The 26,297-nt window shown below is 33.7% G+C and carries 23 protein-coding genes and 3 pseudogenes; 22 read left to right on the top strand and 4 right to left on the bottom strand.

Going from position 1 to position 26,297, the window contains the following annotated elements; genetic code table 11:
- Positions 1–17 precede the first annotated feature (17 nt).
- The 4 genes from ACYVEC_RS24675 (at position 18) to ACYVEC_RS24660 (ending at position 5,234) form a co-directional block, all read left to right on the top strand.
- Positions 18–1,067 (top strand): Gfo/Idh/MocA family protein, encoded by a 1,050-nt coding sequence (locus tag ACYVEC_RS24675; protein WP_063222318.1) that lies wholly within the window; start codon positions 18–20, stop codon positions 1,065–1,067.
- Positions 1,068–1,141: 74 nt separating this feature from the next.
- Complete coding sequence (locus ACYVEC_RS24670) at positions 1,142–2,344, top strand: MFS transporter (protein WP_063222317.1); 1,203 nt, start codon at positions 1,142–1,144, stop codon at positions 2,342–2,344.
- A gap of 302 nt (positions 2,345–2,646) precedes the next feature.
- Positions 2,647–2,862 (top strand): DUF2164 family protein, encoded by a 216-nt coding sequence (locus ACYVEC_RS24665; protein WP_063222316.1) that lies wholly within the window; start codon positions 2,647–2,649, stop codon positions 2,860–2,862.
- Between the two features lie 389 nt (positions 2,863–3,251).
- Positions 3,252–5,234: a serine hydrolase gene (locus tag ACYVEC_RS24660; protein WP_063222337.1), complete on the top strand. Its 1,983-nt coding sequence runs from the start codon at positions 3,252–3,254 to the stop codon at positions 5,232–5,234.
- Positions 5,235–5,660: 426 nt separating this feature from the next.
- On the opposite strand, the pseudogene ACYVEC_RS24655 reads toward ACYVEC_RS24660, so the two are convergent.
- Positions 5,661–5,792: pseudogene (locus ACYVEC_RS24655) on the bottom strand (Tn3 family transposase); the annotation flags it as partial.
- Positions 5,793–5,892: 100 nt separating this feature from the next.
- On the opposite strand from ACYVEC_RS24655, the gene vanR-A reads away from it, so the two are divergent.
- The 11 genes and pseudogenes from vanR-A to ACYVEC_RS24600 form a co-directional block, all read left to right on the top strand.
- Positions 5,893–6,588 carry a vancomycin resistance response regulator transcription factor VanR-A gene (gene vanR-A / locus ACYVEC_RS24650; RefSeq protein ID WP_001281104.1) on the top strand — a complete coding sequence of 232 codons (696 nt, stop codon included), beginning with the start codon at positions 5,893–5,895 and terminating at the stop codon, positions 6,586–6,588.
- Positions 6,578–7,732 carry a vancomycin resistance histidine kinase VanS gene (gene vanS / locus ACYVEC_RS24645; protein WP_063222315.1) on the top strand — a complete coding sequence of 385 codons (1,155 nt, stop codon included), beginning with the start codon at positions 6,578–6,580 and terminating at the stop codon, positions 7,730–7,732. The genes vanR-A and vanS overlap by 11 nt, the downstream gene beginning before the upstream one ends.
- Positions 7,733–8,354: 622 nt before the next feature.
- Positions 8,355–8,540: pseudogene (locus tag ACYVEC_RS24640) on the top strand (D-Ala-D-Ala carboxypeptidase VanY); the annotation flags it as partial.
- A 114-nt stretch (positions 8,541–8,654) separates the two neighbouring features.
- Complete coding sequence (locus ACYVEC_RS24635; protein ID WP_063222314.1) at positions 8,655–9,293, top strand: VanZ family protein; 639 nt, start codon at positions 8,655–8,657, stop codon at positions 9,291–9,293.
- 292 nt (positions 9,294–9,585) lie between these two features.
- Complete coding sequence (locus ACYVEC_RS24630; protein ID WP_063222313.1) at positions 9,586–10,569, top strand: glycerophosphodiester phosphodiesterase family protein; 984 nt, start codon at positions 9,586–9,588, stop codon at positions 10,567–10,569.
- 549 nt (positions 10,570–11,118) lie between these two features.
- Positions 11,119–12,318: an FAD/NAD(P)-binding oxidoreductase gene (locus ACYVEC_RS24625; protein WP_063222312.1), complete on the top strand. Its 1,200-nt coding sequence runs from the start codon at positions 11,119–11,121 to the stop codon at positions 12,316–12,318.
- A gap of 66 nt (positions 12,319–12,384) precedes the next feature.
- On the top strand, positions 12,385–13,821 hold the full coding sequence (locus ACYVEC_RS24620; protein ID WP_098556323.1) for an MBL fold metallo-hydrolase: 1,437 nt from the start codon (positions 12,385–12,387) through the stop codon (positions 13,819–13,821).
- A gap of 605 nt (positions 13,822–14,426) precedes the next feature.
- Positions 14,427–14,852 carry a DUF4879 domain-containing protein gene (locus ACYVEC_RS24615; protein WP_063222310.1) on the top strand — a complete coding sequence of 142 codons (426 nt, stop codon included), beginning with the start codon at positions 14,427–14,429 and terminating at the stop codon, positions 14,850–14,852.
- Positions 14,853–15,354: 502 nt separating this feature from the next.
- The gene (locus ACYVEC_RS24610) at positions 15,355–15,564 is read left to right on the top strand and encodes an NmrA family NAD(P)-binding protein (protein WP_064774804.1); all 210 of its coding nucleotides are present in this window, start codon (positions 15,355–15,357) and stop codon (positions 15,562–15,564) included.
- A 32-nt stretch (positions 15,565–15,596) separates the two neighbouring features.
- A complete protein-coding gene (locus tag ACYVEC_RS24605) occupies positions 15,597–15,797 on the top strand; it encodes a nucleoside-diphosphate sugar epimerase (protein ID WP_231428468.1) in 201 nt (66 codons plus the stop codon).
- 211 nt (positions 15,798–16,008) lie between these two features.
- Positions 16,009–16,275: pseudogene (locus ACYVEC_RS24600) on the top strand (IS4 family transposase); the annotation flags it as partial.
- A gap of 159 nt (positions 16,276–16,434) precedes the next feature.
- On the opposite strand, the gene ACYVEC_RS24595 reads toward ACYVEC_RS24600, so the two are convergent.
- The gene (locus ACYVEC_RS24595) at positions 16,435–17,466 is read right to left on the bottom strand and encodes a S66 family peptidase (RefSeq protein WP_063222307.1); all 1,032 of its coding nucleotides are present in this window, start codon (positions 17,464–17,466) and stop codon (positions 16,435–16,437) included.
- Between the two features lie 289 nt (positions 17,467–17,755).
- Here ACYVEC_RS24595 and ACYVEC_RS24590 point away from each other — a divergent pair, with 289 nt between their 5' ends.
- The 5 genes from ACYVEC_RS24590 to ACYVEC_RS24570 all read left to right on the top strand — a co-directional run bounded on the left by ACYVEC_RS24590 (position 17,756) and on the right by ACYVEC_RS24570 (position 22,240).
- A complete protein-coding gene (locus tag ACYVEC_RS24590; protein WP_098556325.1) occupies positions 17,756–18,397 on the top strand; it encodes an ATP F0F1 synthase subunit alpha in 642 nt (213 codons plus the stop codon).
- A 179-nt stretch (positions 18,398–18,576) separates the two neighbouring features.
- Complete coding sequence (locus ACYVEC_RS24585) at positions 18,577–18,846, top strand: 2TM domain-containing protein (protein WP_063222305.1); 270 nt, start codon at positions 18,577–18,579, stop codon at positions 18,844–18,846.
- Between the two features lie 352 nt (positions 18,847–19,198).
- Positions 19,199–20,038: a YitT family protein gene (locus ACYVEC_RS24580; RefSeq protein WP_063222304.1), complete on the top strand. Its 840-nt coding sequence runs from the start codon at positions 19,199–19,201 to the stop codon at positions 20,036–20,038.
- Positions 20,039–20,184: 146 nt separating this feature from the next.
- Positions 20,185–20,862, top strand: a complete 678-nt coding sequence (locus ACYVEC_RS24575) for a response regulator transcription factor (RefSeq protein ID WP_000781967.1) — start codon at positions 20,185–20,187, stop codon at positions 20,860–20,862.
- A 1-nt stretch (position 20,863) separates the two neighbouring features.
- Positions 20,864–22,240 (top strand): sensor histidine kinase, encoded by a 1,377-nt coding sequence (locus ACYVEC_RS24570; RefSeq protein ID WP_063222303.1) that lies wholly within the window; start codon positions 20,864–20,866, stop codon positions 22,238–22,240.
- Between the two features lie 183 nt (positions 22,241–22,423).
- Here the strand turns inward: ACYVEC_RS24570 and ACYVEC_RS24565 are convergent, their stop codons facing one another.
- Together ACYVEC_RS24565 and ACYVEC_RS24560 are read right to left on the bottom strand one after the other, a co-directional pair.
- Positions 22,424–23,683, bottom strand: coding sequence for an MFS transporter (locus tag ACYVEC_RS24565; protein WP_063222302.1), 1,260 nt, complete (start codon positions 23,681–23,683; stop codon positions 22,424–22,426).
- A gap of 69 nt (positions 23,684–23,752) precedes the next feature.
- Positions 23,753–24,376 (bottom strand): ArsR/SmtB family transcription factor, encoded by a 624-nt coding sequence (locus ACYVEC_RS24560; protein ID WP_460508798.1) that lies wholly within the window; start codon positions 24,374–24,376, stop codon positions 23,753–23,755.
- Between the two features lie 184 nt (positions 24,377–24,560).
- On the opposite strand from ACYVEC_RS24560, the gene ACYVEC_RS24555 reads away from it, so the two are divergent.
- Entirely contained in the window at positions 24,561–25,625 is a 1,065-nt protein-coding gene (locus tag ACYVEC_RS24555; RefSeq protein ID WP_098556327.1) for an ABC transporter permease, read from the top strand.
- Positions 25,625–26,296 carry an ABC transporter ATP-binding protein gene (locus ACYVEC_RS24550; protein WP_063222299.1) on the top strand — a complete coding sequence of 224 codons (672 nt, stop codon included), beginning with the start codon at positions 25,625–25,627 and terminating at the stop codon, positions 26,294–26,296. The genes ACYVEC_RS24555 and ACYVEC_RS24550 overlap by 1 nt, the downstream gene beginning before the upstream one ends.
- The last annotated feature ends 1 nt before the right edge of the window (position 26,297 follow it).

Here is a 26,297-nt window from a genome sequence, read left to right as displayed (position 1 = left end):
AAGGGGATGTTCATATAATGAATATTGGGATTATAGGTGCAGGAAGTATTGCAAGAGCTCATTCTAGAGCATTATCAACTGTTGATAGTTGTAAATTAGTTGGAGTGTATGATGTTAATAATGAGAATGCCCAAAAGTTGGTAGGGAATTTTGGTGGGAAGGCTTTTAATAGCTATGAAGAGTTACTTGAAGTAGTTGATGGGGTAATAATATCTTCACCGAATTTTTGTCATAGATCTCAAGCTGTTCAAGCGTTATTAAAAAACAAACATGTGTTATGTGAAAAGCCAATGGCGATTTCTTGTGAAGAAGCAAAATACATGATGACAATAGCAAAAAATACTAATTTAGTCGCTTCAATGGGGTTTAACTATCGCTACCTATCTTATGTTAAGGCTTTAAAACAATTAATTCAAAATGAAGAATTAGGGGAAATAGTAGTGGTAAGATTGCATTTTAAAAAGAATAGCGCTTTTAGGAGAACTTCGTTTACTTGGCGAGATGATTTTCAAAGTAATAGAACTAGTGGAGCCTTGGGAGATTTGGGAATTCATCTAATAGATTTACTATGGTTTTTATTTGAGAGTGATTTTAGAGAGGATACTGTTCGAACTAAAATTAAAACAAATGTTAAGGAAAAAGAAAGTAAACCAGTTTTTGTTGATGACTATGCTGAGGTTTATGGCCAATTGAAAAATAAGGTTTTTGTTAATATTACAACATCTAAAAGTTCATTTCTTGATGATTGTGGTTTTAGTATAGAGGTAATAGGTACGAAGAAAGAATATAAGTATTCTTCTAAAGAGCCAAATAAATATATACTCTTTGATGGATTGGAAAAACATGAAATTCCGTTACCGTTACCTTTACTAGTCGATCCAGAAAATGAGATTTTTGAATGGTCTGATTCTTTTAGAAGTGAAATTATAGAATGGGCTAAGGCTGCGGAAGGTGGTCCTAATAAGTCTGTAGCAACATTTGAAGATGGATTTCGTTCACAAGTTATATTGGATATGTTTTTTGATAAAAGCAGTAGTAATAAAGAACGATCTGTAGCAACTATTTAGTTTTATGGTAAAAACAGGGGTTTAGAACTTTTACTTAAATCCCTGTTTTTATTTTGGATTGGAGTTGAGAAAAGATGCGGTTAATGTTTTATTATGGTTGCTTGTTTTATTTTATTGTAGGAATAATACATGTTTGCATCGGTAGTTTAATTCCTTCATTAATACAATATTATGGAAGAACCCCTGATCAATTAGGTGTTTTAATATTTTTTCAATTTACAGGTTTTTTATTTGGTGTTCTAAGTTCACCTATACTAGTAAGAAAGTATCATTATTTTAAAACAATAACATTAGGTGTTTTAGTAATGTCCATCGTTCTAGGAGGTTTTATATATATTAAAGAATGGGCATATTTAGCCGTTATTTGCTTTGTATTAGGCTATGGAGCAGGTTTGTTAGAAACTACGGTGGGTTCCTTTATTATTTCAGCAGAAAGGAATAGTGCTGCTAAATTTAGCATTCTCGAAGTATGGTTTGGGGTTGGGGCGCTAGGGTTTCCGTTACTAGTTAATTATATTATAAAATATTATGAATGGTATTTTATTCTTTATGGGATATTACTATTCTTTATTTTTACACTATTTGTTTGGTACATGTTTGGACGTACAAAATTTCTAAATTTTTCTCCTCAAAATAATGAAAAGGGAGGAGCATCCCTTTCCTCATTTACTCTGAAATTTAAAAGTGAAAAGATTACAGTTATATTATTTATTTCACTTTTTGCATTCTTATATGCAGGCATAGAAACTAATCTTGCAAATTTTTTATCTACAATAATGATTCTTACCAATAATGAATTAATCAGTTCATTGAGTATATCTTGTTTTTGGCTAGCAATAGTTATAGGAAGAATACTTGTAGGTAAGCTAGCCCATAAATTTAATTATTGGACATACATTACATCTAGTTGCTTTACATTAGTGATTCTTTTATCTCTATTTCCCTTTGTTCGAGGTACAGGTATGTATTTGTTTATCATCTTTATTATTGGTTTAGTCATAGCGGGTGTTTTTCCAATAACATTAATCTTAGCTTCCCGTATTATGGAAAATAATATTGATCAAGTGACTAGTCTATTTATCGCCTCGGCCAGTTTAGGGGGGGCACTAGTATCATTCCTAATTAGCTGGAGTCTATCATTAAATACTATAACTGTTACTTTTGGGATATTTTCTCTTTTTGCATTGAGTCTAGGTTGTATTATTTTAAAAATGAGGAAAATTGCAACTTACGGTAATGAAAGTGCCAAAAAGGTAGAAAGTATGAAAAATTTGTAGAAAAAATTTTTATAATATGAAAAAATTAATTTTATTTGGAATTCCTAAAAAAGTTGATAAAGTTAAAAATTCTGTATTTGGGCTTTGTTTTATATATTGTGCTGTGTAATATATAAAACAGAGATACTTCAAAAATAAAAATGATATGCAACAGTGACCAGTTCTCAGGTAATTGAATGTTATGATATGAAAAGAATGCCTTGTTGTATATACAATAAGGTAGTAAAGAACATATTTTCATAAGTAATAAAAAGTTATTTTAATTAGCTTTTAAGATTAATCTAAGAGGGGTTTGTTATCGAATGGAGATAAAGATTAGTAAAAAGGATAAGATTAATATCTCTAAAAAATTAAAGTCCTTTTTAGCTGAACAATATTCACTGGAATTGGGTGAATACATAAGCTATGAGTTACTTGAATTCATAATAAAGGAATTAAATCCACATTTTAATCAAGTTACTAGGGATAGGTTGGAAATGTTGTTAAAGAATATAGAGAAAGATATATACAGTCAATAGACTTTAAATGACAATTGAAAAAATAAGGTATCATTTTAGATACCTTAATACCCAGTAAGAATAGAATAAGTAATACGTTACAAAACACCCATCCAATTTTATTGATTATAAAGGATGGGTGTTTTCTTCATATAGGATGTTATGAAAACCTGTCGATGAAAGTCTACATTAAAGACTGTCCCGCATTTTTTGTATGCTATATCATTTTCTATAACTAAAACCTAATGATATATAGACTAATTCCAAAAGTAGTTAATAAATGACAGAATTGAAATAAAATTAGAAAAAATAACTATATAATGGTAGAATATGGTTGGTTAACCTGTGGATGAATAATCAATAAATCTATTATTAAAGGGGGAATTAATTTGGGGAATAAAAACAAAAGAATGAAAAATTATTTTCAAAGGTTAATAGCTGTAAGTGTTTGTATTTTGTTAGTTTTTCTGGGGAGCAATTATTCAAAAGCCGAAACTGTTGCACCAATAACATTAAATCCTAAAGATGTAGAAGCGTTCACCAATAAAGTAATCCCAGAGAAAATGAAAAAAGAAAACGCAGCTGGTGTAGCTCTTGTCGTTGTAAAGGATAATCAAATTCTATTTCAAAAGGGATTCGGATTTTCCGATAAAGAAAAGAATATCCCCATCGATCCTAAAAAAACAGTTTTTCGATTAGCGTCAATATCGAAAGTTTTTACTGCTAGTGTTGTCATGCAGTTAGTTGAACAAGGAAAAATTGATTTAAATAAAGATATAGTAAATTATATGGGGGGATTAAAGTACCAAAATAACATGGGTGAACCAGTTACAATGGAGCATTTACTTACCCATACAACAGGGTTTGATTACGTAGATCCTAGACCAGAGGACATCCATTATCTTGATAATGATTATACAATGCTTAAAGATTATGTAGAAGATAATATGCCCACAGTAGTGAGAAAGCCAGGAGATACATATACATATGATAATTTTGCTTCTATGCTTCAAGGGTATATTGTTCAAAATCTGACAAACACACCTTTTTACAAATATATGGCCAAAAATGTTTTTTACCCTTTAGAAATGCATAATAGCAGTTTTGTTATGACAAATTTTATTAAAGAAAAGTTAGCAACAGGATATGATGCTAAAGGTAATGTTATCCCATTTTATCAAACTAGACCAACAGATATGCCACAAGGGAGTATGTTTTCTACAGGGAGTGATGTAGCCAATTTCATGATTGCTCAATTGAATGATGGTAAATTTAAAAATAACCAAATACTACAAAAAGAAACTGTAGAAGATATGCAAAAAACAAAATTTGCTTTACATCCCAAATACCCTAATATGACATACGGATTTGAGTTCTTTTCACCGCAAAGTCATAATGGGCAATATGTGTTTGGTAAAGGTGGAAATATACCAGGTTTTTCATCTTTAATGTGGTTAATTCCAGAGCATAAAATTGGAGTTTTTGTTGTTACAAATAAAGATAGTTCAGCACTACCTGTTGAAGTATTTGATGATTTTATGAATGAATATTTCCCAGATAAGACAAAGCCTGAATATTTGAAACCTAATGAAGAAGAATTAAAGAAATTTGAAGGGGTTTACCGTGATTTGAGATTAAAAAACCTAATGTCACATGTAAACATAAGTGAAGGAAAATTATATGTAAGTGATAAAGCATATGGTAAACAGGAGCTAAAACAAATAGACCCTTTACTATTTGAGGATGAAAAAGGGAATTATATGGCGTTTAGACTTCACAAAGATGGTACCGTGAAAGAAATGATACATTGGAACTCTGGTAGTTCAGCGGTGAAGCTAAGTGAGCCTGAGAGATTTAAAGACGTAGATGAAAATCATCCATATGCTAAGTTTATAAATCCTTTACATCAATACGAGGTATTACAAGCAAATAAGGAGGGGAATTTCACTCCAGAATCTTCTCTTACACGAGCAGAATTTGCATATTGGTTATCTCAAATTGCTTACTTTACGCCACCTTCAAAAAAAGAACCAGTGTTTTCTGATGTGAAAAATCATCCATATGCACCACATATTCAAAAGTTATATGAAATTGGTATTTTATATGAAAAAGAAGGGGAACAATTCCATCCAGACCGTGCAATTACTAGACAAGAAGCAGCATGGATTACCTGGCAGTATTTAAAAATGTTAGGAGCGCCATCTGCAGATGCAACATTAAAGGGAGAAACTGATGAATGGGCAATAGAATCCGTGAAAAACATTGTAGGTCATCGTTTAGTAGGGCCTGAGGTTATATATAATGAAGATGGATCAGCAGATTATCTATCAAAACAAAGTATGAAACGGCAAGAGGCAGCTGCATTATTATTTTACGTTTTATTATCTAGTTAATTTGTTTTGAGATAAATTTCACAAAGAGAGAAGATCTAAAGAGCTTGAAATAATACACAGAAAAAGAATAATCTTTGACCAATGATTATTCGTAACAAATAGAGGTGGCGGAGTTATAAGCATACTCCAAATCTTAAGTATAGCTGTAATTAGAAGGATTTCATAAGTGTTTTGTAATGTAAGGAGCTCCTTTCAGGGGAGCTTTTTTTATATTATTATTAATAATTTCATGTACCGTAATTAATAATAATAATAATATAAAAACCTAAAACAAGGGGATTCAGTCCAAGCCAGGTCACAGTAATACATTCGTTACCGCCTTTCTTTTTTTGAAGGAGATTTTAGTATTTTGAAATAGCGCAAACATTGCTATCAAGTTAAGATTATGCAAAGTCAATTTAAGACGAAATTGTTCTTTTTTCTAAAGGGAGAGTATATTGCTTTAACTATTGTAAATAATTTTGAGTCCGATAGATCTCTTATTCTTGGCGTAAAATTAAACCCCAATAAATGGGTAAATCCGAAAATCTATTTTGTGTAACCGACTGTGTCTGTATACAGCAATATGACTTTACTTGGTGTAATAGGTATGATAGGCTCGTTATTCAGAAAAGATTCCGATTGAGAAAAGCACATCCATAAAGGAGGATTGGTAATCATGAGTGATAAAGTACTTATTGTGGAAGATGAACGTGAAATTGCCGATTTGGTTGAGCTATACTTGAAAAACGAGAATTATACGGTTTTCAAATACTATACTGCTAAAGAAGCGTTGGAATGTATAGACAAGAATGCGATTGACCTTGCAATATTGGACATTATGCTTCCCGACGTAAGTGGTCTCACTATCTGTCAAAAAATAAGAGAAAAGCATACCTATCCAATTATCATGTTGACAGCGAAAGATACAGAAGTAGATAAAATTACTGGGCTAACAATTGGCGCGGATGATTATATTACAAAGCCTTTTCGTCCACTAGAGTTAATTGCGCGAGTCAAAGCGCAGTTACGCCGGTATAAAAAATACAATGGAGTAACGGCACAGAACGAGAATGTTATCGTCCACTCTGGTCTTGTTATTAATATAAGCACGCATGAGTGTTCTCTGAACGAGAAACCGTTATCTCTCACTCCCACCGAGTTTTCAATCCTGCGTATCCTCTGTGAAAACAAGGGAAATGTGGTTAGCTCTGAGCAGCTGTTTCATGAGATATGGGGTGACGAATATTTCAGCAAGAGTAATAACACTATCACCGTGCATATCCGACATCTGCGAGAAAAGATGAACGACACGGTTGATAATCCGAAATATATAAAAACGGTATGGGGGATCGGCTATAAAATTGAAAAATAAAAATAAGAATAAAAAAATCGATTATTCAAAATTAAAACGGAAACTCTACCAATATATCCTTACGATTGTCATGGCAGCAGTTGTATTTGTGCTGTTTTTACGTCTATTTATCCAAGGAACACTTGGAGAGTGGATCGTACGTTTTTTGGAAAACAGTTATCATTTAGAGCGTTGGGACGCAATGATAATATATCAGTATACTATACGGAACAATATAGAAATTTTTATTTATGTGGCGGTAGCCATTAGTATTCTTATTCTATGCCGAGTTATGCTTTTAAAATTTGTAGAATACTTTGAAGAGATAAATACCGGTATTGATATACTTATTCAGAACGAAGATAAACAAATTGAGCTTTCTGCGGAAATGGATTTCATGGAACAGAAGCTCAACACGTTAAAGCGAACCCTTGAAAAGCGAGAGCATGATGCAAAGCTGGCCGAACAAAGAAAAAATGAAGTTGTTATGTACTTGGCACACGATATTAAAACGCCTCTTACATCAGTTATCGGTTATCTAATCCTGCTTGACGAGGCACCAGACATGCCAAGAGAGCAAAAGGCAAAATATGTGCGTATCACGTTAGAAAAAGCGTATCGCCTGGAACAGCTAATTGACGAGTTTTTTGAAATTACGCGATATAACCTTCAAACGATTACGCTCACGAAAAAACATATAGATCTATATTATATGTTGGTGCAAATGACTGATGAATTTTATCCCCAGCTTGCCGCGAAGGGAAAACAGGTGGTACTCCATGCTTCTGAAGATTTGACCGTATTTGGTGACCCTGATAAGCTAGCGAGGGTCTTTAACAATATTTTGAAAAACGCCACTGCATACAGCAAGGACGACAGCGTTATTGACATTAAGGCGGACCTATCCGAGGATGTGGTATCTATCGTTTTCGAGAACGCTGGATGTATCCCGAAAGATAAACTCGCTACCATATTTGAAAAGTTTTACAGATTGGATGATGCCCGTTCTTCTGATACGGGCGGCGCGGGACTTGGATTGGCGATTGCAAAAGAAATCATTGTTCAGCATGGTGGACAGATTTACGCGGAAAGTAATGATAACTCTACGACATTCACGGTAGAGCTTCCAGCCTTTCAAGACTTGGTTGATAAAGAGGGTTCATAGAAAATAATCATTGTTTCTTAAGGAATTCTTAAGGTTATCTCTACTTTTTCTTAGGAAATTAACAATTTAATATTAAAAAATGGCTCGTTCTTATGCGGTAGACTTAAACCATAAGAACGAGCTTTTTTTATTTCGTCAAAGAAAGATATGATAACTTATGCGTGGATTAAAATAGCTCAAATGTTTAGAAAAAGAGTGACACAAATATTTCTTTTCCTTTTAACGAATTGTGTCAAATGAGCAATCTGCTGTTTTGGATGTACCTGCACACAACTGAACAGAGTATCCACATAGATATAGCTTCGCTTTGCAGAAAGTAATCGTTAAGAGTTACATATCCGAAATCTTCAGCGCTGAATCAGCTTGACATCATCATCAAGTCATTTACTTAAGGAGGAAGCTGAAAATGAAGAAGTAGTGTTTTTTATTGTTATTTTTCTTAGGTTTTGCTTTCATGAATAAAGCACTGTTTTTTCAGAATAAAGTAGAGGTACAAAAATATAATCAAAATCACAAAGATAACATAGATAATACAGGGACTACCTCAATTATTCAAAAGAAAGAGATTGTAAAAGAACAGATCTATCAAGGGAATTTGCTCTTAATTAACAGTAAATAGCCTATTCGCTATGTCGGTTTGCCTCACAGTACGATTATGCAAAAAATGAATTTAGCCTTGGAAGAATACCTGGATTATTTAAAAGAAGAAGAGAGCATTTCAGCAAGCATTGATGGGAAAAAATATACGATTTCATATTATCCCTTTTTTCAAAACAAGACAATTGACGTTGAAATACCAGTAAATTAATTTTGTGAAATATCTGGAAATAATATAGATGGGGTGATTGTGACCACCCGTGCTTGAATTATATTCTAAAAATGACAAAGTTATAGATTACAATGTAAAGTTAGGAGATTTTAAATGCATTCAGGAGTTTTGATTAATTATTTATATACTTATTTTTTTACTATTATTTTTTGTATAGTGTTTCAAATTGGATTTTATTTTAAAACGAAAAAAAATATATCTATTCAGCATTTTGTATGGGTGTATGTTTTTCTATTCTACCTTTCACTAGTGTATAAGGTAACGCAGATAGGGACTATATGGGACATAGGTAGATACAAAACATTAATTCGTGCAAATCAAATTAACTTGATTCCATTTGCTTCTGAAGGTATGACTACTTATGTCTTAAACATTTTACTGTTTATGCCATTAGGTTTTTTATTGCCGACTATTTGGCCGCAGTTTAGAACAATGAAAAGTGCTGCCTATGCTGGATTCGGTTTTTCATTGGCTATTGAGTTAGGTCAATTGCTAGATAATAGAATTACAGATATTGATGATTTATCTATGAATACCCTGGGAGCAATTATTGGGTATTTATTATATAGAGTATTATTCAAAATGATATATAAAAGAGATGAAAAAAAGATTGATAATAATATTTCTCTAGTAATAAAATACGAGGCTATTTTTTATTTAGTTTGCTCATTTATAGGTATGATGTTGATTTATTATCCAGTTTTATTTAGACGGCCTCTAATCCTTCAATAAGGTGATTAAGATACTGTCAGATTATACATATAGCAAATTGATTCTTAAATAATAGGATATTACATATACCCATTTATATTAAATTCTCATAGAAATTTTTCAAAACTATTCTTACTGAAAGTTGAGTGGTTATTGAATTGATTTCTATTGCTCCCGTTTTATATCAAAGTACTAGCCTTTAATTAACAATTATATCCATTGTAAAAAAATAAGATAGGCTTTAATATTTACCAGTATTTAAATGCCGAAAATTATTTAAGGCATTTCAACCAAAATTTAAGAGGAGCATACAATGAATAAACTAAAAAGGATATTGAAACGTAAAACGACTTGGATAATTCTTATCCTATTCGTATTTGTTTATGTAAATAACAGTTCTTTTTTTGCTAAGAGGGACGATGGAATTCCTCTTCTTCTTGCTCACCGAGGACTTTCGCAAACATTTAGCATGGAAGAGATTGAGAGTGATACATGTACAGCAGAACGTATAAATAAACCTGAACATTCTTATTTAGAAAATACAATTCCATCTATGGAAGCGGCATTTAAAGCTGGAGCTGATCTAGTAGAGTTTGATGTTCAACCAACTAAAGATAATAATTTTGTTATTTTTCATGACTGGACTCTTGATTGCCGTACTAATGGTAAAGGTGTTACAAGAGATTTTACAACAAAAGAATTACAAGCACTTGATATTGGTTACGGTTATACAGCTGATGGGGGTAAAACATTCCCGTTTCGTGGCAAAGGGATTAATCTTATGCCAACACTTGATGAAGTACTTACCCATTTTCCAGACCGTTCTTTTCTTATTCATATTAAAAGTGATGATGAAAATGAAGGAATTCAATTGGCTACTCACCTCAAGAAATTACCAGCGAAGCGCCTTGATCAACTAACTGTATATGGTGGCGATAAACCAATTGCTGCGATAAAAGAGCGCATCCCTAGTTTACGAACAATGTCAAAAGCGACCATGAAAAAAGATCTTATTACTTATATGGCATTAGGGTGGACTGGCTACATACCTTCAAGCCTGAAGCATGGAGAATTACATATACCAGACAAAGTGGCTCCTTGGCTTTGGGGATGGCCAAATCGTTTTCTTAATCGAATGGATAAAGCAGATACTCGAGTTATCATTGTAGGAGGAAATGGGTTTGGGTTTTCAAGTGGATTTGACTCATCTGAAGATATAAAACGCCTTCCTGAAGATTATACAGGTGGAATTTGGACAAATCGCATTGATAAAATAGCACCTGTATTTAAGAAATAAGGGATAATATAACAGTCGAAGTTTTTTCATCTGTTTAACCATTTATATTTTAAAAGAAGACTTATTAATAATTTTAAAGGTTTATATACCGAAAAACACCCCTAATTTCCTATGAATAATGGAAATCAGGGGTGTTTTTTGGATGAATGGAACTTATTTTATAAGATGGTTATCATTCAATAGCTGACATTACGACAAAGTTTTCTGTTAATTCTGGAACGATTAGAGCTTGGAAAATAAGCTATGAAGTGAATGGTGAAGACGGCCTAGAACAAGCACTTTCTTGGAAAAAGGAGATAAAGATAGATTTGAGCGTAGAGAGAAATTGTAATTAAAGTAAGATAGGACAAAGACTAGCATTGAGAAATATAAAAGATGGAAGTAACATAGGGGAATTACGCATAAAGTAATATTGACGGTTAAATTAACAAAATTTTCATTTTAATCAAATAAATACATGGTGTTTTTAAATTATAATAATGTTAATAGGATGAAAATACAGCTACTAATTAGTTATTTTAAAAATCAATTTTAGATAGGAAGAGGATAATGAAGACCAGAGATAGTTATAAAATTATTGTAATTGGTGCTGGGACTGCTGGAATATCTTCTACTGCACATTTGTTACGAAATGTACCCCTATTGAAAGAAAGTATTGCAATTATTGATCCATCAAAAAAACATTACTTTCAACCACTATGGAGTTTAGTGGGGGGAGGAATTGTATCAAAGGAAAGTACGATACGTGATCAAGAATTGCTTATTCCAAAAGGGGCAACATGGATCCCAAAAAGTGTTGTTAAGTTGTTTCCGGATGAAAATAAGCTACTTTTAGATGATGGACTGCTGCTTGAGTATGAAATTCTTATTGTAGTAGCCGGTATACAAATAAATTGGGACGGCATTAAAGGCTTAAAGGAGTCTATTGGGACTAATGGGGTTTGTAGCAATTACTCTTATAAATATGTTGATTCTACTTGGAGAGAAATTGAAAAATTTAAAGGAGGAAATGCGGTGTTTACCCACCCAAATACTCCTATTAAATGCGGTGGTGCTCCACAAAAGATTATGTATTTAGCAGAAGAGTATTTTTCTAATAGCGGTGTAAGAAACAAAAGTGAAGTAATGTTTTATACCGCGAACGCTAACATATTTCAGGTTCCACGATATGCTAATACATTAGAACAAGTACTAGAAAGAAAGCAAATAATGACAAATTATAATAAAAACTTAGTAGAAATTATCGCTGAGAAGAAAGAGGCAATTTTTGAAGGTACGCAAACACTGAAAAGAGAGACAGTACCGTATAGTATGATCCATGTTGTTCCACCTATGGGGCCACCTAATTTTATTAAAGAGAGTGAAATAAGTGATTCTCAGGGCTGGGTAGATATAAACCCTTATACTTTGCAACATGTACAGTATAAGAATATTTTCGGACTTGGAGATTGTACCAATTTACCAACCTCTAAAACTGGAGCGGCAATTCGAAAACAAATACCTGTCTTAAAACAAAATATTATGGACGTACTTAACGGAAGAGACTTGCATGCTAAATATGATGGATATACATCGTGCCCCATTGTTACAGGTTATAAAAGTCTTATACTCGCTGAATTTAACTATGAACATGAGCCTCAAGAAACGTTTCCGTTTAATCAAGCGAAAGAACGATATAGTATGTTTTTACTTAAAAGATATATGTTGCCCTATATGTATTGGAACTTTATGTTGAAAGGGATCCTATAGGAGAATATAGAAATCGGTTACAAATGTTGAAAAGTAATTTGAAATAACTATTTGGAGGGAATAGCTATGCTTTTAAAATATTTTTATGATGAAAAATTAGCACATGCTTCCTATTTAGTCGGTTGTCAAAAGGAAGGTGTAGCAATTGTAATTGATCCAGGTCGCTATATAGAACAATATATAGAATTTGCTAAGAAAGAGGGGATGGAAGTAATTGCTGTGGCTGAAACTCACATTCATGCAGATTTTCTTTCTGGGTCTAGAGAACTTTCTACTCTTTATCATGCCAATTTATATGTATCTGATGAAGGTGATTGTGATTGGAAATATCAATATCTTAACGAAGGTCGATATAATTTGGTTAGAGAGGGGACAGAGTTTAAAGTAGGTCATATAAAATTTAATGTAATTCACACACCAGGGCATACACCTGAAAGTATTTCTTTTTTAGTAACTGATACAAGTCAAAATAACTATACGAATGATAAGCCAATAGGAATATTCACAGGTGATTTTATATTTGTTGGAGATATAGGAAGACCCGATTTATTAGAAACTGCTGTAGGTATGAAAGATACCGCAAAAATAGGGGCGAAACAATTATTTGATTCTATACAAAAAATAAAAACACTCCCTGATTATTTGCAAATATGGCCATCACATGGTGCAGGAAGCGCATGTGGAAAAGCATTAGGAGCAATTCCGACTTCTACCTTAGGTTATGAAAAGATGTTCAATTGGGCATTTCAGTGTAATGAAGAAAGTGATTTTGTATCGACTTTATTGACGGGGCAGCCAGAGCCTCCAAGTTATTTTTCTTTAATGAAGAATTTAAATAAGTATGGTCCTCCAATTCGTAAGAAAAAAGAAGTTTTTGCTATTAAAACAGTAGAAGAACTTCAAGAAGTTATGAGGAGTGTTCAGCAAATAGTTGATATAAGAGAGGTAGAGAGTTTTGCTTCTGGTCACATCGAGAAATCAATTAACATACCGTATAACAATTCCTTCACAACCTGGTGTGGATGGTTACTAGATTATAAAACAGAAACTTTAATCATTCTAGATGAGGAAAAGGTTAGAGTGGAGGAGGTTATTAGAGACTTTGAATCTATTGGGCTAGATAATATTATTGCTTTTGCACCCTTACAAGTAATACAAAGACTTGATAGATTTGAAAGTTACAAAGAAAAAACATCGATTGAATTATATCCGCATATAAAGGATGGTAGCGTTAAGATTATCGATGTACGTAGTAAAAAAGAGTGGGAGGACGGTCATCTTCAAGATGCAATACATATCCCCCTAGGAAATTTATTTAAGCAGCTAGATTGCATACCAAAAGATTGCCCATTAGTTTTACATTGTCGAACCGGATTGCGTTCCGCTATAGCAGCTAGTATTTTACAAAGAGCTGGTATAAAGGAAGTGGTGAATCTAAAGGGAGGATTTCTTGCATGGAAAAAAGAAGAGCTTCCTTATACAACTTGTAGTCTCAATGTGTAGGGAAATGATTCTTACTAATTTAAAATGGATCATGATACACTTTACAATCAAGGAGAAGAAATAGAATTGAAGTGAAATGAAATTCAAGCCACATTTTACAGTTGAAATAGAAGAATTTTAAAGAGCTGAAATATAAAAAACACCTTATAGCTATAAGGTGTTTTTTATACCTCTTAAAATGACTTAAGATATGTTTACTTGAGTTCATTAGGTAGTTAGAGTTAGAGGTTAATAGACTATCTTTAACGAAAAATGTTGAGTAGTTCCCTTTTCTTATTTAATACAACCTTGAATTTTATTTTTTCTCTCGTTTCTTTTCTTCATTTTGTAGTATGCCCCTAGTGATGATGTTCATACTAAGGCATGGACAGATGAATCAAAATAAAAATCATATAGATTCATAGGTTAGAAGCGTATAGGAACAAACAATATGATCTGTTCCTATTTTTTATTAATAAATAATTGGATGTCATATAATTGCAGAAACATAAGATAGAATATTCTCATTAATATTTCTACAGTTTTAAACTATATACATATAAAGGTAATAGGATTATATTGGCAATGAAAGAGAAAATAATAGATAGATGGAAGGGGATGTTATTATGTTTAAAAAAGCAGCACTTGGTATTTCATCGTTAGCAATAACTGCGTTTGTCGGATTAGGAATGGCACCAGAAGCTTCTGCTGGACCTGCAGCACCACTTACTTCACTAAACGTTGTACAAGTAGAATCTGAGCAGGGCGGAGTAGAAACTATTAATCCAAACAGTTTTAGCACAACACGTGACCATGGGGGAAAATACGTATATATTACTACGAAGGAAATGGGATATGGTCAAAATCCATTTGCGAAAATGAATGGTTTTAATGTGAAAAGTATTGGATCCACTATAATTGGCGGAAAACCAATTGTTGGTTGGTATTATAAGTGGGATGCCTCAGGACATCAGCAGGGAACATTTGAATATCAAAAAACATCTATTAACGCTCCATTTAATACAATGCGAACATCAATCTATATCAAATAAATATTGTGCACAGCTATAGGGTTATGACACGCAACATGAAATTTATAAAATTGAATTCATTTATATGATAAGTAAGAGTCTTCCTTAATGGAAAGGCTCTTATTTTATTGTAATGATTATGTAAAGGGGTGAAGACAGAAATTCTAAAGCGATATTTAACATGAAAAAATATAGTCTCTATGAACAAAATGATTTTACTAGTTTTGAAATAAGGAGTTTAATTGGCTTAAAAAGATTTTTGATATACATAATTAAGGGATATTCTCATGAACTACTCGCGACTTTGCAAAGCTTGAAGTGGGAGCTTCTCAGTTCCACGACGAAAATAACCCTTTCGTCTCTCTAATCCTTCCTTTGGGGCGCTCCACCTCTAGATGTCCAATTTTGAATCTCTCTTTATACGGTTGATATTTTACGCAGGACTCGAACTTCACCACCGACCTACCGCTAGGCTATCACCCTTCACATCTTACTGATGGGAAGATGTGAAGGGTGATAGCCTTTGGTTGATGTTACGAAAGAAGTTGGTGTTCAACATATTGTGTTTCTATCGTTACTAGGTGTGGAAAAAAACATAGTACCTCATGTGAAAATAGAAGAAATAATAAAAGATTTAGGAATCTCTTATACATTTTTAAGGCCGAGCTTTTTTATGCAAAACTTATTATTACAACATGGTGAAGAGTTAAGAAATGAAAAAAAATTGAGGTAACAGCAGGAAGAGGAAGAACGAGTTTTATCGATGTGCGAGATATAGGAGAAGTAGCTGCAAAAGTATTAACAGAAGCTGGTGACGAATTCCAATCATACGATTTAACAGGGAGTAAAGCATTGACATATTATGAAGTTGCTGAAATTATTTCAAAGGAAATGAACGAACAACCTATAACAATCCTGGTATATGGAAAATTAGAAAAAGATGATTCAAAAAGGACTCAAACCTGATTTTATCATGGTGATGATTGCTATATATACAGCAGCTAAATTAGGGCTAGCCAAAAGAGTTACGTCAGACTTGTTAGAGTTGCTAGGTAAAAACCAATTACCATGGAAGAATTCGTTCATGATTATAGAGAGCAAATCATCTGAAATCATAAGAACTGGGTGAAGTCTTCTGATAAGTAAAAACCTGTTATGTATTAAACAACACAAAATATCTATAAAAAAACAACCTCAGTATATCAAAGTTGATTTAGAACACATTATGAATACTTTAAAACCAGGACAGGTCTATGAAATAACAGATACTTATATTTGAAGGATAAAAAACTATTTACACGAGTTATTATATATTGATTAACTAAAAAACAATTTCGAGAACGTAAGAAAAAACAAGTGTATACAGAAAGTAAAAAGGGTCTTACGTACCCAGAAAAAAAGTAAACGATTAACTAGCATGAACATTTATGTTACCAATACCCCATCGCTATCAACTTAAGAAATTAATTGTTCCCTAAAAAGAAAAAAATAAACTAAATTTCCTTGAATACCTATGAAAAGAATAAATTTTCGTTCTGGGAGAACTTCAAAATGTTAGCTTGATAGCGATGTGAATGGAACTCTCACTGATTAAAGTTTCACTTTATTCCACACCACTCTCTAAAATAGAGAAAGATCTATTTTCACAATCAATTTCTGCCATCGTACCGTAAGGTAAAATAAACTTCGGTTCAGTATGGCCAAAATTTAAATTATAAAGAATTGGCAAATCTTCTAAATGATGTTCCTTCATAACCTGCAGTATTTCATGTTTATATTCTTCATAATATTGTTCATCTTTCGGTTTACCGAAGATGATACCTTTTGCCTTTTGCAGAATGCCTTGAGCTGCATAATTTCGTAACCAATACTTTATATAACTTGGTTCTGGATGATCTTCAGAAGTTTCAAAGAAGAGAATACTATCCTCCCAATGTTTTTTCTCAGGCCAAAGCGCCGTTCCTTTTGCAAATTCCAATACTTCTATACACCCACCAATTAAACGCCCTTGTACAGTGGTAGAGCCTTGAAGTACCTCATATCCATTGTTTTGCTGCATCGTACGCCTTGTATCCTTATTTATTTCTATCCATTCTAAACGCTCACTCGTCCATTCATGAGCTGATTGAATCTCGCCAATCGTTTCAGTTGAAAAGAGAGTTCGATTTATCATTTCAACTGTATATGGATCCATCTCTACATTTTCGGCAAAGTCGGTCAAAATTGCCGGACCGTATAAAGAGGAAAGACCTGCTTTATGACAAAATAAATGTGAAATAGTAACGTCAGAGTATCCCATAAAAATTTTCGGGTTTTCACGTATTACATTAAAATCTATATAGGGAAGTAGGCGAATGCTATCTTCACCGCCAATATTCGCAATAATTGCTTTCACGCGCGTATCTTTAAATGCTGTCATTAAATCTTCCGCACGGGCCTCTGGATTGTTATAAAGGTATTCACTACCTTTTAAACTATTTGGCATGGGAATAACCGTAAGACCAAAAACTTCCTCTAATCTTTTTACTCCTTGCTCATATCGCCATTTTATTTCAGAATCACCTGCACCGCCCCATGAAGGACTTACTGTCGCCACAATATCTCCTGCTTGTAACCTCTTTGGTTTTATTAACATGTTAACACCGCTCCTACATAATGTAATGGATTACAATTATACAAACCGTATCATTGAAAAATATGATGCATGACATTAGTTTCTTCATCATCAATCCGTTTACCTGCTGTTATGCAAGAATTTAGCAGTAGTGCTGAATATAGGGAAAACCGCTTTATATTTAAAAAGTACAGTATGCAACATTGCATAAGAAAGATGGTTGCTATTTTCTATAACCTGTAACTATAATAGTTACAGGTTGGTCGTATCCAACCAAAAATAAAATCATCATGAATGGAGATGTTTCATAATGGGTATGAAAAAAATAATTTTAGCAGGTGCTTTAGGGATTGCAGCATTATCAGGAACAAATGTACCAGGATTAGAAGTAACAAAAGCGAGTGCAGCTTCTATTGAATCGAATTTCTCGACGTTAGAAGGACGAGTAGTAGAAGTAGATAACGGTGTGATTGTAGTAAAATCTAAGCAATACGAAGAACCTGTTAGTGTGTATATAGATTCTCTTTCAAACGTGAAAGTAGGAGATGAAGTAAAAGCTACTGGATCTATGATGCGTAATTTTACAGAATATATGGTTGCAACTGAAATTGAAAATACAACAAATAAGTTGGGCATGCACATGAACGAAGATGGCTCACCTGATTATGTAATTGGTGAAGTATCAAAAGTAGGAACGATGGAAGATGAGGGAGACGGTGCTACTAAATATGTCGTAGTTGAATATCCATCGCTAAACGGGAAGAAAGTTATTATTGATGTTTTCTTAACAAAGGGGCAAGTGTTTAAAGCGGGTGAGAAAGTAAAAATTGATATGAAGTATGTGGGCTGGGGCGGCAGTTCTATTAACTGGAACACAACTGATCATATCGAAAAAGTTTATGAGGTAAAGAGCAGCGTTGAAAATAATGATGATGTTTGGATTTGGTCTTAATTAGACTTCTATAAATAACAAATGTATCATGCAGTACCTATCGAATCATCACATGTATGATAATTCGATGGGTACTTTTTTGTTTTATGTTTTTTTGAGAATAACGGATTTTCGATTAGAATATGATGTTTAAATCGGAGTGAATTTAAAAAATACAATAATGAAAGAGGTGTTTATATATGGAGCGAGATGAGAATTATTTAAGAGCTAAAAAAAGAGTGGAGAATTTAAAAGCGTTTTATATTCATTTAGCGGTATATATACTAGTTAACTTAATGCTTTTTTTTATAAATATAAGCTCTGATTCAAGTAAATTATGGTTTTTATATCCACTTGCAGGTTGGGGGATCGGTATCGTTATACATGGTTTGACAACTTTTCCATTTGGGATATTCGGAAAAGAGTGGGAAGAACGAAAGATTAAAGAATATATGGAGAAAGATAAGTGAATTTATTTCTGGAATGTATGAATATAAAATCTCATATAAATTTCTATGATCAAACGCTTGATGCGAAGTCTATTTTATAGCTTCGCTTATTTGCTTTGTATTCGAAGTTTTTGCGAGTGAGAGTATTTATATTCATTTTTTAGGCTGAATTGCATGTGAAATCAAAACTTTATTTGTGGTACATAATAAATACAGTTGTTATCCTTTTTTAATTACATGTCGATATAGGATAAAGTTGATTTATCATTCTATATTAAAATAAAAATAAACCACTGTTCGATTTGAATATTCCACGATATAATGGTGAGAGTTTATATCTGAAGAAATATTTGCATAAGAAGTGAGGTACTGTATGAAAAAAAGAACGACAGACATTATTTTTATTATTATTGGTGCATTCCTTTTTGCTTTAGGTGTCAATTTGTTTGTTATCCCGAATGAGTTCGGTGAAGGCGGGGTAACAGGTATCACGATTATTACTTACTACTTATTTGAGTGGTCACCAGGTTTAGTCAACTTAATATTAAATGCGATTTTGTTAATAGCTGGTTATAAATTTTTAAATAAGATTACAACAATTTATACGATTATCGCTGTAGTTACAAACTCGCTATTTCTTCATTTAACAGAAGGATGGACGATTGCTTCTGATGAAATGCTCGTAAATGCCATTTTCGGTGGAATATTTATCGGGTGCGGGATTGGTCTCATCATTCGCGTTGGTGGTACGACAGCAGGTACTACCATCTTAGCGAGGATGACACATAAATACTTAGGCTGGAGCATTAGTTATGGTCTACTGTTCTTCGATCTAATCGTTGCGTTTTCATCTTATTTCATCATTGGTGCAGAAAAACTGATGCTGACAATTATTATGTTATATGTAGGAACGAAAGTGATGGAATTTGTAATTGAAGGGTTAAATCCGAAAAAGGCCATTACGATTATTTCTGATAATCCGGATGAAATTGCCGGGAAGGTGACAACCTTAATGGGCAGAGGGGTTACCGTGTATTCAGGTCATGGCTATTACACGAAAACGCCGAAGGACATTCTTTATGTTGTTATTAATAAGCAAGAAGTAGTGAAGCTAAAGAGGATTGTTCAAACTACGGATCCGGCTGCGTTCATCGCTATACACGATGTTCGTGATGTGTTCGGAGAAGGGTTTGTTGATATTTCGAAGGCTTAAAAATTGTTTTTGATTAAAATAATCTAAATACTAAAACGTGAGAATCTATTTTGAATCATCTTTTTTCAAAATAGATTCTTTTTCTTGCAAAAAATCCAATTGTTTCTTAATGTAGTGATGTAGAAGGATGAACAAGAGAGGGTTTAATGAAGATGATACATATTTTATTAGCTGATGATGATAAGCATATTAGAGAGTTGCTACATTACCATTTACAAAAAGAGGGGTTTAAAGTTTTTGAGGCTGAAGATGGAAAGGTAGCTCAAGAAGTATTAGAGAAGGAAAATATTCATCTTGCGATCGTAGACATAATGATGCCTTTTGTTGATGGCTATACGTTATGTGAAGAAATACGGAAGTATCATGATATTCCTGTTATTTTATTAACGGCGAAAGATCAGTTAGTGGATAAAGAAAAAGGATTCATTTCTGGTACGGACGATTATATTGTAAAACCATTTGAACCGGCTGAAGTAATTTTTCGTATGAAAGCTTTATTACGTCGTTATCAAATGCTGAGTGCTGACATGATTACACTCCATGGAACGACAATTGATCGTAAAGGTGTTGAAGTGAAGTGTAACGGTCAGACGATTTTGCTTCCATTAAAGGAATTTGAGTTATTATCACAACTTGCTAGCTATCCTGGAAGAACATTTTCAAGAGAAGAATTAATTGAGCTGGTGTGGGGAATGGATTTTGAAGGGGATGAACGAACAGTTGACGTTCATGTGAAGCGACTAAGAGATCGTTTCTCAAAACGAACGGATGATTTTCAAATTACGACAGTGCGCGGACTCGGTTATAAGTTGGAGCTGAAATAAAATGAAATCACTATATTCTAGATTTGTATTTATGACAGTCGGTATTATGATTCTTAGTAGTATTATCGGCTTTTTATTAACGAACGTATATTATCAGGTGAAGTTAAAACCATACAATAGTGAAAAGATTTTAAAGTATGCTGAAGAAGTTAAATCGTTATATGAAAAGCAAAGCGAAGAAAATCAAGAGGCGTACTTACAATCTATTGCGAAGTTAGGGTATGAAATTTATATTGTCGATGATCAAAAGAATGGAAAGCGTATCGGCAATGCGTTTCGTAAGACGACGATAAGTGATGATACCGTCCGTAAAGTGTTGAATGGCGAAACGTTTAATGGTGTTTCCACATATCCGACTCGCCTATTTATTACTGGTTTTTTCGATAATGAATTAATAAATAGTGTCGGTGTACCAGTGCAACACGGTGATAAACAGTACGCTTTATTTATTCGTCCCGACATTCAGAACCAATTTGGCGAGATGAGAATTTTCTTAGCGGTATTACTTGGGTTTATCGTACTATTAAGTATTATTTTTATAGCGATTGCAGCAGGGTATATCGTTCGTCCAATTCGTAAATTTACGAACGCTACGCAAAAAATTGCGAGTGGGGAATATGAAATTGAATTAGACGTAAAACGAAAAGATGAGATTGGTACGTTATCTACAAGCTTCCAAAAGATGACGAAAAGTATTAAAGAACTAGATGAAATGAGACAAGAATTCGTTTCGAACGTTTCACATGAATTCCAGTCACCGCTTTCTTCCATACAAGGTTTTTCGAAGACGTTGCAAACAGAAAAGATGAGCGTGGAAGAAAGAAACCATTACTTACAAATTATTGAGGGCGAAAGTAAGCGAATGTCTAGTTTATGTAAACAGTTACTTACGCTTGCTTCATTAGATAAAGAGGAAAAGGTTCTACAAATAAGAGAGTTCAATCTACAGAAGCAAATTAAAGACGTCATTTTTATGCTCGAATGGAAATGGCGTGAGAAAGATATCGCCGTTGAATTTGATGTACCGGACATTACAATACAAGGTGATGAAAACTTACTTCATCAAGTATGGAGTAATATTTTCACGAATAGTATTAAGTTTTCAAACGATGCTGGGATGATTGAGTTTTTCGTCGAAGAGTTAGAGTCTAGTGTCATTATCTCTATATCTGATAACGGAATCGGTATGGAAAAAGAAGAAATGGATCGTATTTTTGACCGTTTTTACAAAGTAGATACAGCAAGGGCAAGAAACGTAGAAGGTAGTGGTTTAGGATTATCGATCGTGCAGAAGATTGTTGAACTGCATAACGGAAATGTTTCAGTATATAGCACAAAAGGGGAAGGGACGACTGTTCGGGTGGAACTTCCGAAATAGATGGAAGAGGCTGTTTGAAAACGGCCTCTTTTTTGTCGTTTTTTGTTGGTAAGTCGATATAATCGAAAAATCGCTGATATAATTCGAGTTGCGCCGATATATTGTGAAAATCGCCGATATAATTCGAGTTGCGCTGATATATTTAAAAAATCGCTGATATTAATTTCATGTACTGTATTTCTGCTATAAAGCCGCACCTTTCCCGCGCTCTTCCTTAAACCGAACTCCAAAAGTATCCGCTGTAATTTCATCAGCTTTCGGCAATGAACGTAATTTCGGATGAAGTAGCCATACGAGAGAAATGAATAAAATCCCGATGCTAGCGAGCGCGAAAATGAGTTGGCTACTAAATACATTTGCGGTGTATCCGCCAATTAAAGAACCGAACGGCATAGCAATTGTGCCCATACTTCGCATGACTGAATTGATCCGTCCAATATATTGATTTGGAATTACAATTTGGCTAATTGTCGCAAATAATATGTTGGTCGCACCAATTGGAATCCAAGCTAGGCCGAATAAGAAAATAGATAGCCATTGAAACGGTACAATCGTAGAGAGAAACCAAAAGAAAGCGCCAGCCGCAAAGCTAATAATGGAGACGTGGCCAACATTACGTTTGCCAACCCATGAACTGAATAGTGCTCCAATTAAACTGCCGGCGGATATAGCTGCTAAAAAGAAGCCATATGATTTCACGCCTCCTAAAGAATCAGCGAAAGAAGGGAGTATCGCCATCGTCATACCAATTGAAAAATTGGCAACAACTGAACCGATTAAGAATACGCCCATTAATGAACGAAAGACGATCGAAAAACCTTCTTTTAAATCAGAGAAATATTGTTTAGTTGAAAGTGATGTGCCCGTTTCGGTTTGCGTTGGCATTTTTAATGAAAAGAACAAAAGGGCAGTAATCGCGAATGTTAAGGAGTCGACCACATATAAAGTAATGGCACCAAGTAGTGCTACTAATATTCCAGAAAGAGTCGTACAAATTAAATCAATACCTTGATACGCAAATGAAAAGAGAGAGTTTCCTTTTAATAATTGTGTTTTATGCAGTAGAAGTGGTAAAGCTTTCGATTGTGCGGGATAGGCGAATTGTTCGATAAAGGCTACGATTGGCATAATGATGAGTAGTAGTTGGACTGTTAATAGGTCGAAGTAGTGTGTAATAGGAATGATTAAAATAAGAATGCATTGCAAAACTTGTGTGATGACGAGGGTGTTTTTGATTGACCATCTATCAACGAATGGACCGGTAAGAAATTGTAATGCAGAAGGTAATAACGTAAGGAAACCAGCTAATCCAGAATAAAAAGGACTGCCACTCATTTTATAGACGAGCCACATCGCTGCTACATAATACAAGCTATCCCCTATGTTTGTAAAAATTCTCCCTAAAAACAATAAGAGGAAATTCCGGTTTTTCAATATGTCCATTTAATCTACTCCTTTATAATAAATTTATTCGGTAAAATAAATTTGACCGTTTATGTAAAAAAAATCGTATTACGATTTTTCTTCTTTTTTCACAAAGCGCTGCATTGCTCGTTCGTCGATTTGTAGTGCAGTAGTAGAAATGTAATAAGATTTACTATTCGGATCTTTATCCGCGTCTTTTGCGAGCTCATTTAATTCAGCCATCAATTCATAAAACTTTTTCACCCACACTTGAAATTGTTCTGGCGTAGCATCAAACTCCCAGCAGGATGAAACGTAATTCCACTCAGCCGGGTCTTCGCTTTCTTTTCTTAATATAAAAGCTTCTTCAGGAGCAGCGAGAATATGGTTTTTCGTTGTTTCTGCCATTTGTAAAAAGATTTGGCGACCTGATTCACTTAATATTTCTAGATGAGGTAATAGTTCTGCAGCAGGGGTAAAGCCTCTAGCGACAGATTGATAAAACTTTTGAACGATGCCATTTTTTTCTTCTGTATATACGATTTCTATAAAACCATTTTTCTCTAATTCTTTTAAATGATAATGAATTTTCGCCCTTGAAATGCCGAATTTCTCAGATAGTAGTTGTCCTGTATAAGGACGTTCGCATAGACGCATCATCATTTCGACACGTAGTGGATCGCTCATTGCTTTTAGTTGGCTATAAGTAGTTAGTGTGAACATGGGCTTCAAAATGATCAACTCCTTGAATAAATTTACTCGGTCAATATTATTTGACTGAATTGTATCAAGGATTCTATTTATTTTCAATACTTTCCGAAAATTTAATCTTTCTTCTGTAATCTTCTGTTCATATTCCGTTCATATTTCTTTTTTATGATAAGTGCATAGAAAGAAAGAGGAAGGAGCGAGCGAAATGTTTTTAGCTCTGCGTGAATTGAAACAATCAAAATTAAGATACGGATTAATCGGACTTATCATGGTTTTATTATCATTTTTAGTCCTCGTTATTTCAGGATTAGCAAATGGATTATCATATGATAATGCGTCATCGATTCAAAATATGGAGGCAAATAAGTTCGTTTTAGCAGATGATGCGGAAAATAAATTACTCCGTTCACAAATTAAGAAAGACGATGTAGATAACGTAGTCAATCAAGTAGGCGAGAAAGAGGCAGTTCCGTTTCGTGTGAAAGTTTCAACGTACGAAAAGAAAGATAGTTCGAAAAAGGTTGATATTGCTATTTTCTCGAGTGAACGCGATACATTTTTAGAACCGAACATTGTAAAAGGTGAGAAATTAAGTACAGCCAATAATGAAATGGTTGCTGACGAATCAATTAAAGAAAAAGGAATCGATATTGGAGATACAATTATTGATCCTGTTTCAAAAAAAGAATTTACAATCGTTGGATTTACGAAAGACCAAATGTTTAGCCATACACCAGTCGTATATGTAAATGAAGATGTATGGGGGGCTATCTCACAACCAAACCAAAAAGATTATAGTGCAATTGTGCTTAATACAGATAAAGAGATTAAAAATGCTCATGTTATTGATAAAAAAGAAGTACTACAAAGTATTCCAGGGTTTAAAGAAGAGCAAGGAACATTAACGATGATCATTGCGTTCTTACTTGTAATCGCTGCGTTATTAATCGGTGTATTTTTCTACGTTATTACACTACAAAAAACACAGCAATTAGGCGTATTAAAAGCAATCGGTACAAAGAACTCTTATTTAGCAAATAGCTTAGTCGTACAGGCGTTATTTTTATCAGTCGTTGCGATGGTAATTAGTATTGTTCTTGTACAAGGGTTAGAAACAATTTTACCAGCAGGTATGCCGTTCTTATTAACAACACCGATGATTGCACAATATGCAGCAATCTTTATCGTCATTAGTATTTTAGGAACACTTATTTCGTTATACCAAGTATTAAAAGTTGATGCATTAGAAGCAATTGGAGGCGGGATGTAATGACTTCATTATTAAAATTAGACAAAGTAAGTAAAGTGTACGGAGAAGGGAATACAGAAGTAACAGCCCTTCATCCGATATCGCTTGATGTGAAAGCCGGAGAATTTATCGGAATCGTCGGTCCTTCTGGATCAGGGAAAAGTACGTTATTATCAATCGCGGGTGCTTTATTATCGCCGTCAAAAGGGGATATTTACATTCGTGAGCAAAATATTACACAGTTATCGGAAAAGGAAATGACAGACATTCGTTTGAAAAAAATCGGCTTCATTTTCCAGTTCGCAAATCTTGTTCCATATTTAAATGTGAAGGAACAATTGCTTTACATTGCTAAGCTGAAAAAAGAAAGTAAACAAGAATCAGAAAAGCGTGCGGATCATTTATTAACGGCATTTGGATTAGGAGAAAGAAAAAATCATTATCCAAATCAACTATCTGGTGGGGAAAAACAAAGGGTAGCAATCGCTCGTGCATTCATGAACAATCCAGATTTAATATTAGCAGATGAACCAACTGCAAGCTTAGACTCAAAACGCGCACGTGAAGTTGTTGAAATGATGAAACGCGAAGTGAAAGAGAGCCAAAAAGCAGCCATTATGATTACACATGATGAAAGAATGCTTGATGTATGTGATCGTATATTGACGCTTAGAGATGGACAGTTAATATAAA

The organism is Bacillus sp. MN7755 (genome assembly GCF_054771475.1).
The sequence above is the reverse complement of the archived record's forward strand: the minus strand, read 5'-3'. Positions and strand labels throughout refer to the sequence as shown.

Bases quoted from the DNA above. Each gene is read 5' to 3' on its own strand.
- ACYVEC_RS24675 (WP_063222318.1), top strand. From the start codon at position 18: ATGAATATTGGGATTATAGGTGCAGGAAGTATTGCAAGAGCTCATTCT.
- ACYVEC_RS24670 (WP_063222317.1), top strand. From the start codon at position 1,142: ATGCGGTTAATGTTTTATTATGGTTGCTTGTTTTATTTTATTGTAGGA.
- ACYVEC_RS24665 (WP_063222316.1), top strand. From the start codon at position 2,647: ATGGAGATAAAGATTAGTAAAAAGGATAAGATTAATATCTCTAAAAAA.
- ACYVEC_RS24660 (WP_063222337.1), top strand. From the start codon at position 3,252: ATGAAAAATTATTTTCAAAGGTTAATAGCTGTAAGTGTTTGTATTTTG.
- vanR-A (WP_001281104.1), top strand. From the start codon at position 5,893: ATGAGTGATAAAGTACTTATTGTGGAAGATGAACGTGAAATTGCCGAT.
- ACYVEC_RS24635 (WP_063222314.1), top strand. From the start codon at position 8,655: ATGCATTCAGGAGTTTTGATTAATTATTTATATACTTATTTTTTTACT.
- ACYVEC_RS24630 (WP_063222313.1), top strand. From the start codon at position 9,586: ATGAATAAACTAAAAAGGATATTGAAACGTAAAACGACTTGGATAATT.
- ACYVEC_RS24625 (WP_063222312.1), top strand. From the start codon at position 11,119: ATGAAGACCAGAGATAGTTATAAAATTATTGTAATTGGTGCTGGGACT.
- ACYVEC_RS24620 (WP_098556323.1), top strand. From the start codon at position 12,385: ATGCTTTTAAAATATTTTTATGATGAAAAATTAGCACATGCTTCCTAT.
- ACYVEC_RS24615 (WP_063222310.1), top strand. From the start codon at position 14,427: ATGTTTAAAAAAGCAGCACTTGGTATTTCATCGTTAGCAATAACTGCG.
- ACYVEC_RS24595 (WP_063222307.1), bottom strand. From the start codon at position 17,466: ATGTTAATAAAACCAAAGAGGTTACAAGCAGGAGATATTGTGGCGACA.
- ACYVEC_RS24590 (WP_098556325.1), top strand. From the start codon at position 17,756: ATGGGTATGAAAAAAATAATTTTAGCAGGTGCTTTAGGGATTGCAGCA.
- ACYVEC_RS24585 (WP_063222305.1), top strand. From the start codon at position 18,577: ATGGAGCGAGATGAGAATTATTTAAGAGCTAAAAAAAGAGTGGAGAAT.
- ACYVEC_RS24580 (WP_063222304.1), top strand. From the start codon at position 19,199: ATGAAAAAAAGAACGACAGACATTATTTTTATTATTATTGGTGCATTC.
- ACYVEC_RS24575 (WP_000781967.1), top strand. From the start codon at position 20,185: ATGAAGATGATACATATTTTATTAGCTGATGATGATAAGCATATTAGA.
- ACYVEC_RS24570 (WP_063222303.1), top strand. From the start codon at position 20,864: ATGAAATCACTATATTCTAGATTTGTATTTATGACAGTCGGTATTATG.
- ACYVEC_RS24565 (WP_063222302.1), bottom strand. From the start codon at position 23,683: ATGGACATATTGAAAAACCGGAATTTCCTCTTATTGTTTTTAGGGAGA.
- ACYVEC_RS24555 (WP_098556327.1), top strand. From the start codon at position 24,561: ATGTTTTTAGCTCTGCGTGAATTGAAACAATCAAAATTAAGATACGGA.
- ACYVEC_RS24550 (WP_063222299.1), top strand. From the start codon at position 25,625: ATGACTTCATTATTAAAATTAGACAAAGTAAGTAAAGTGTACGGAGAA.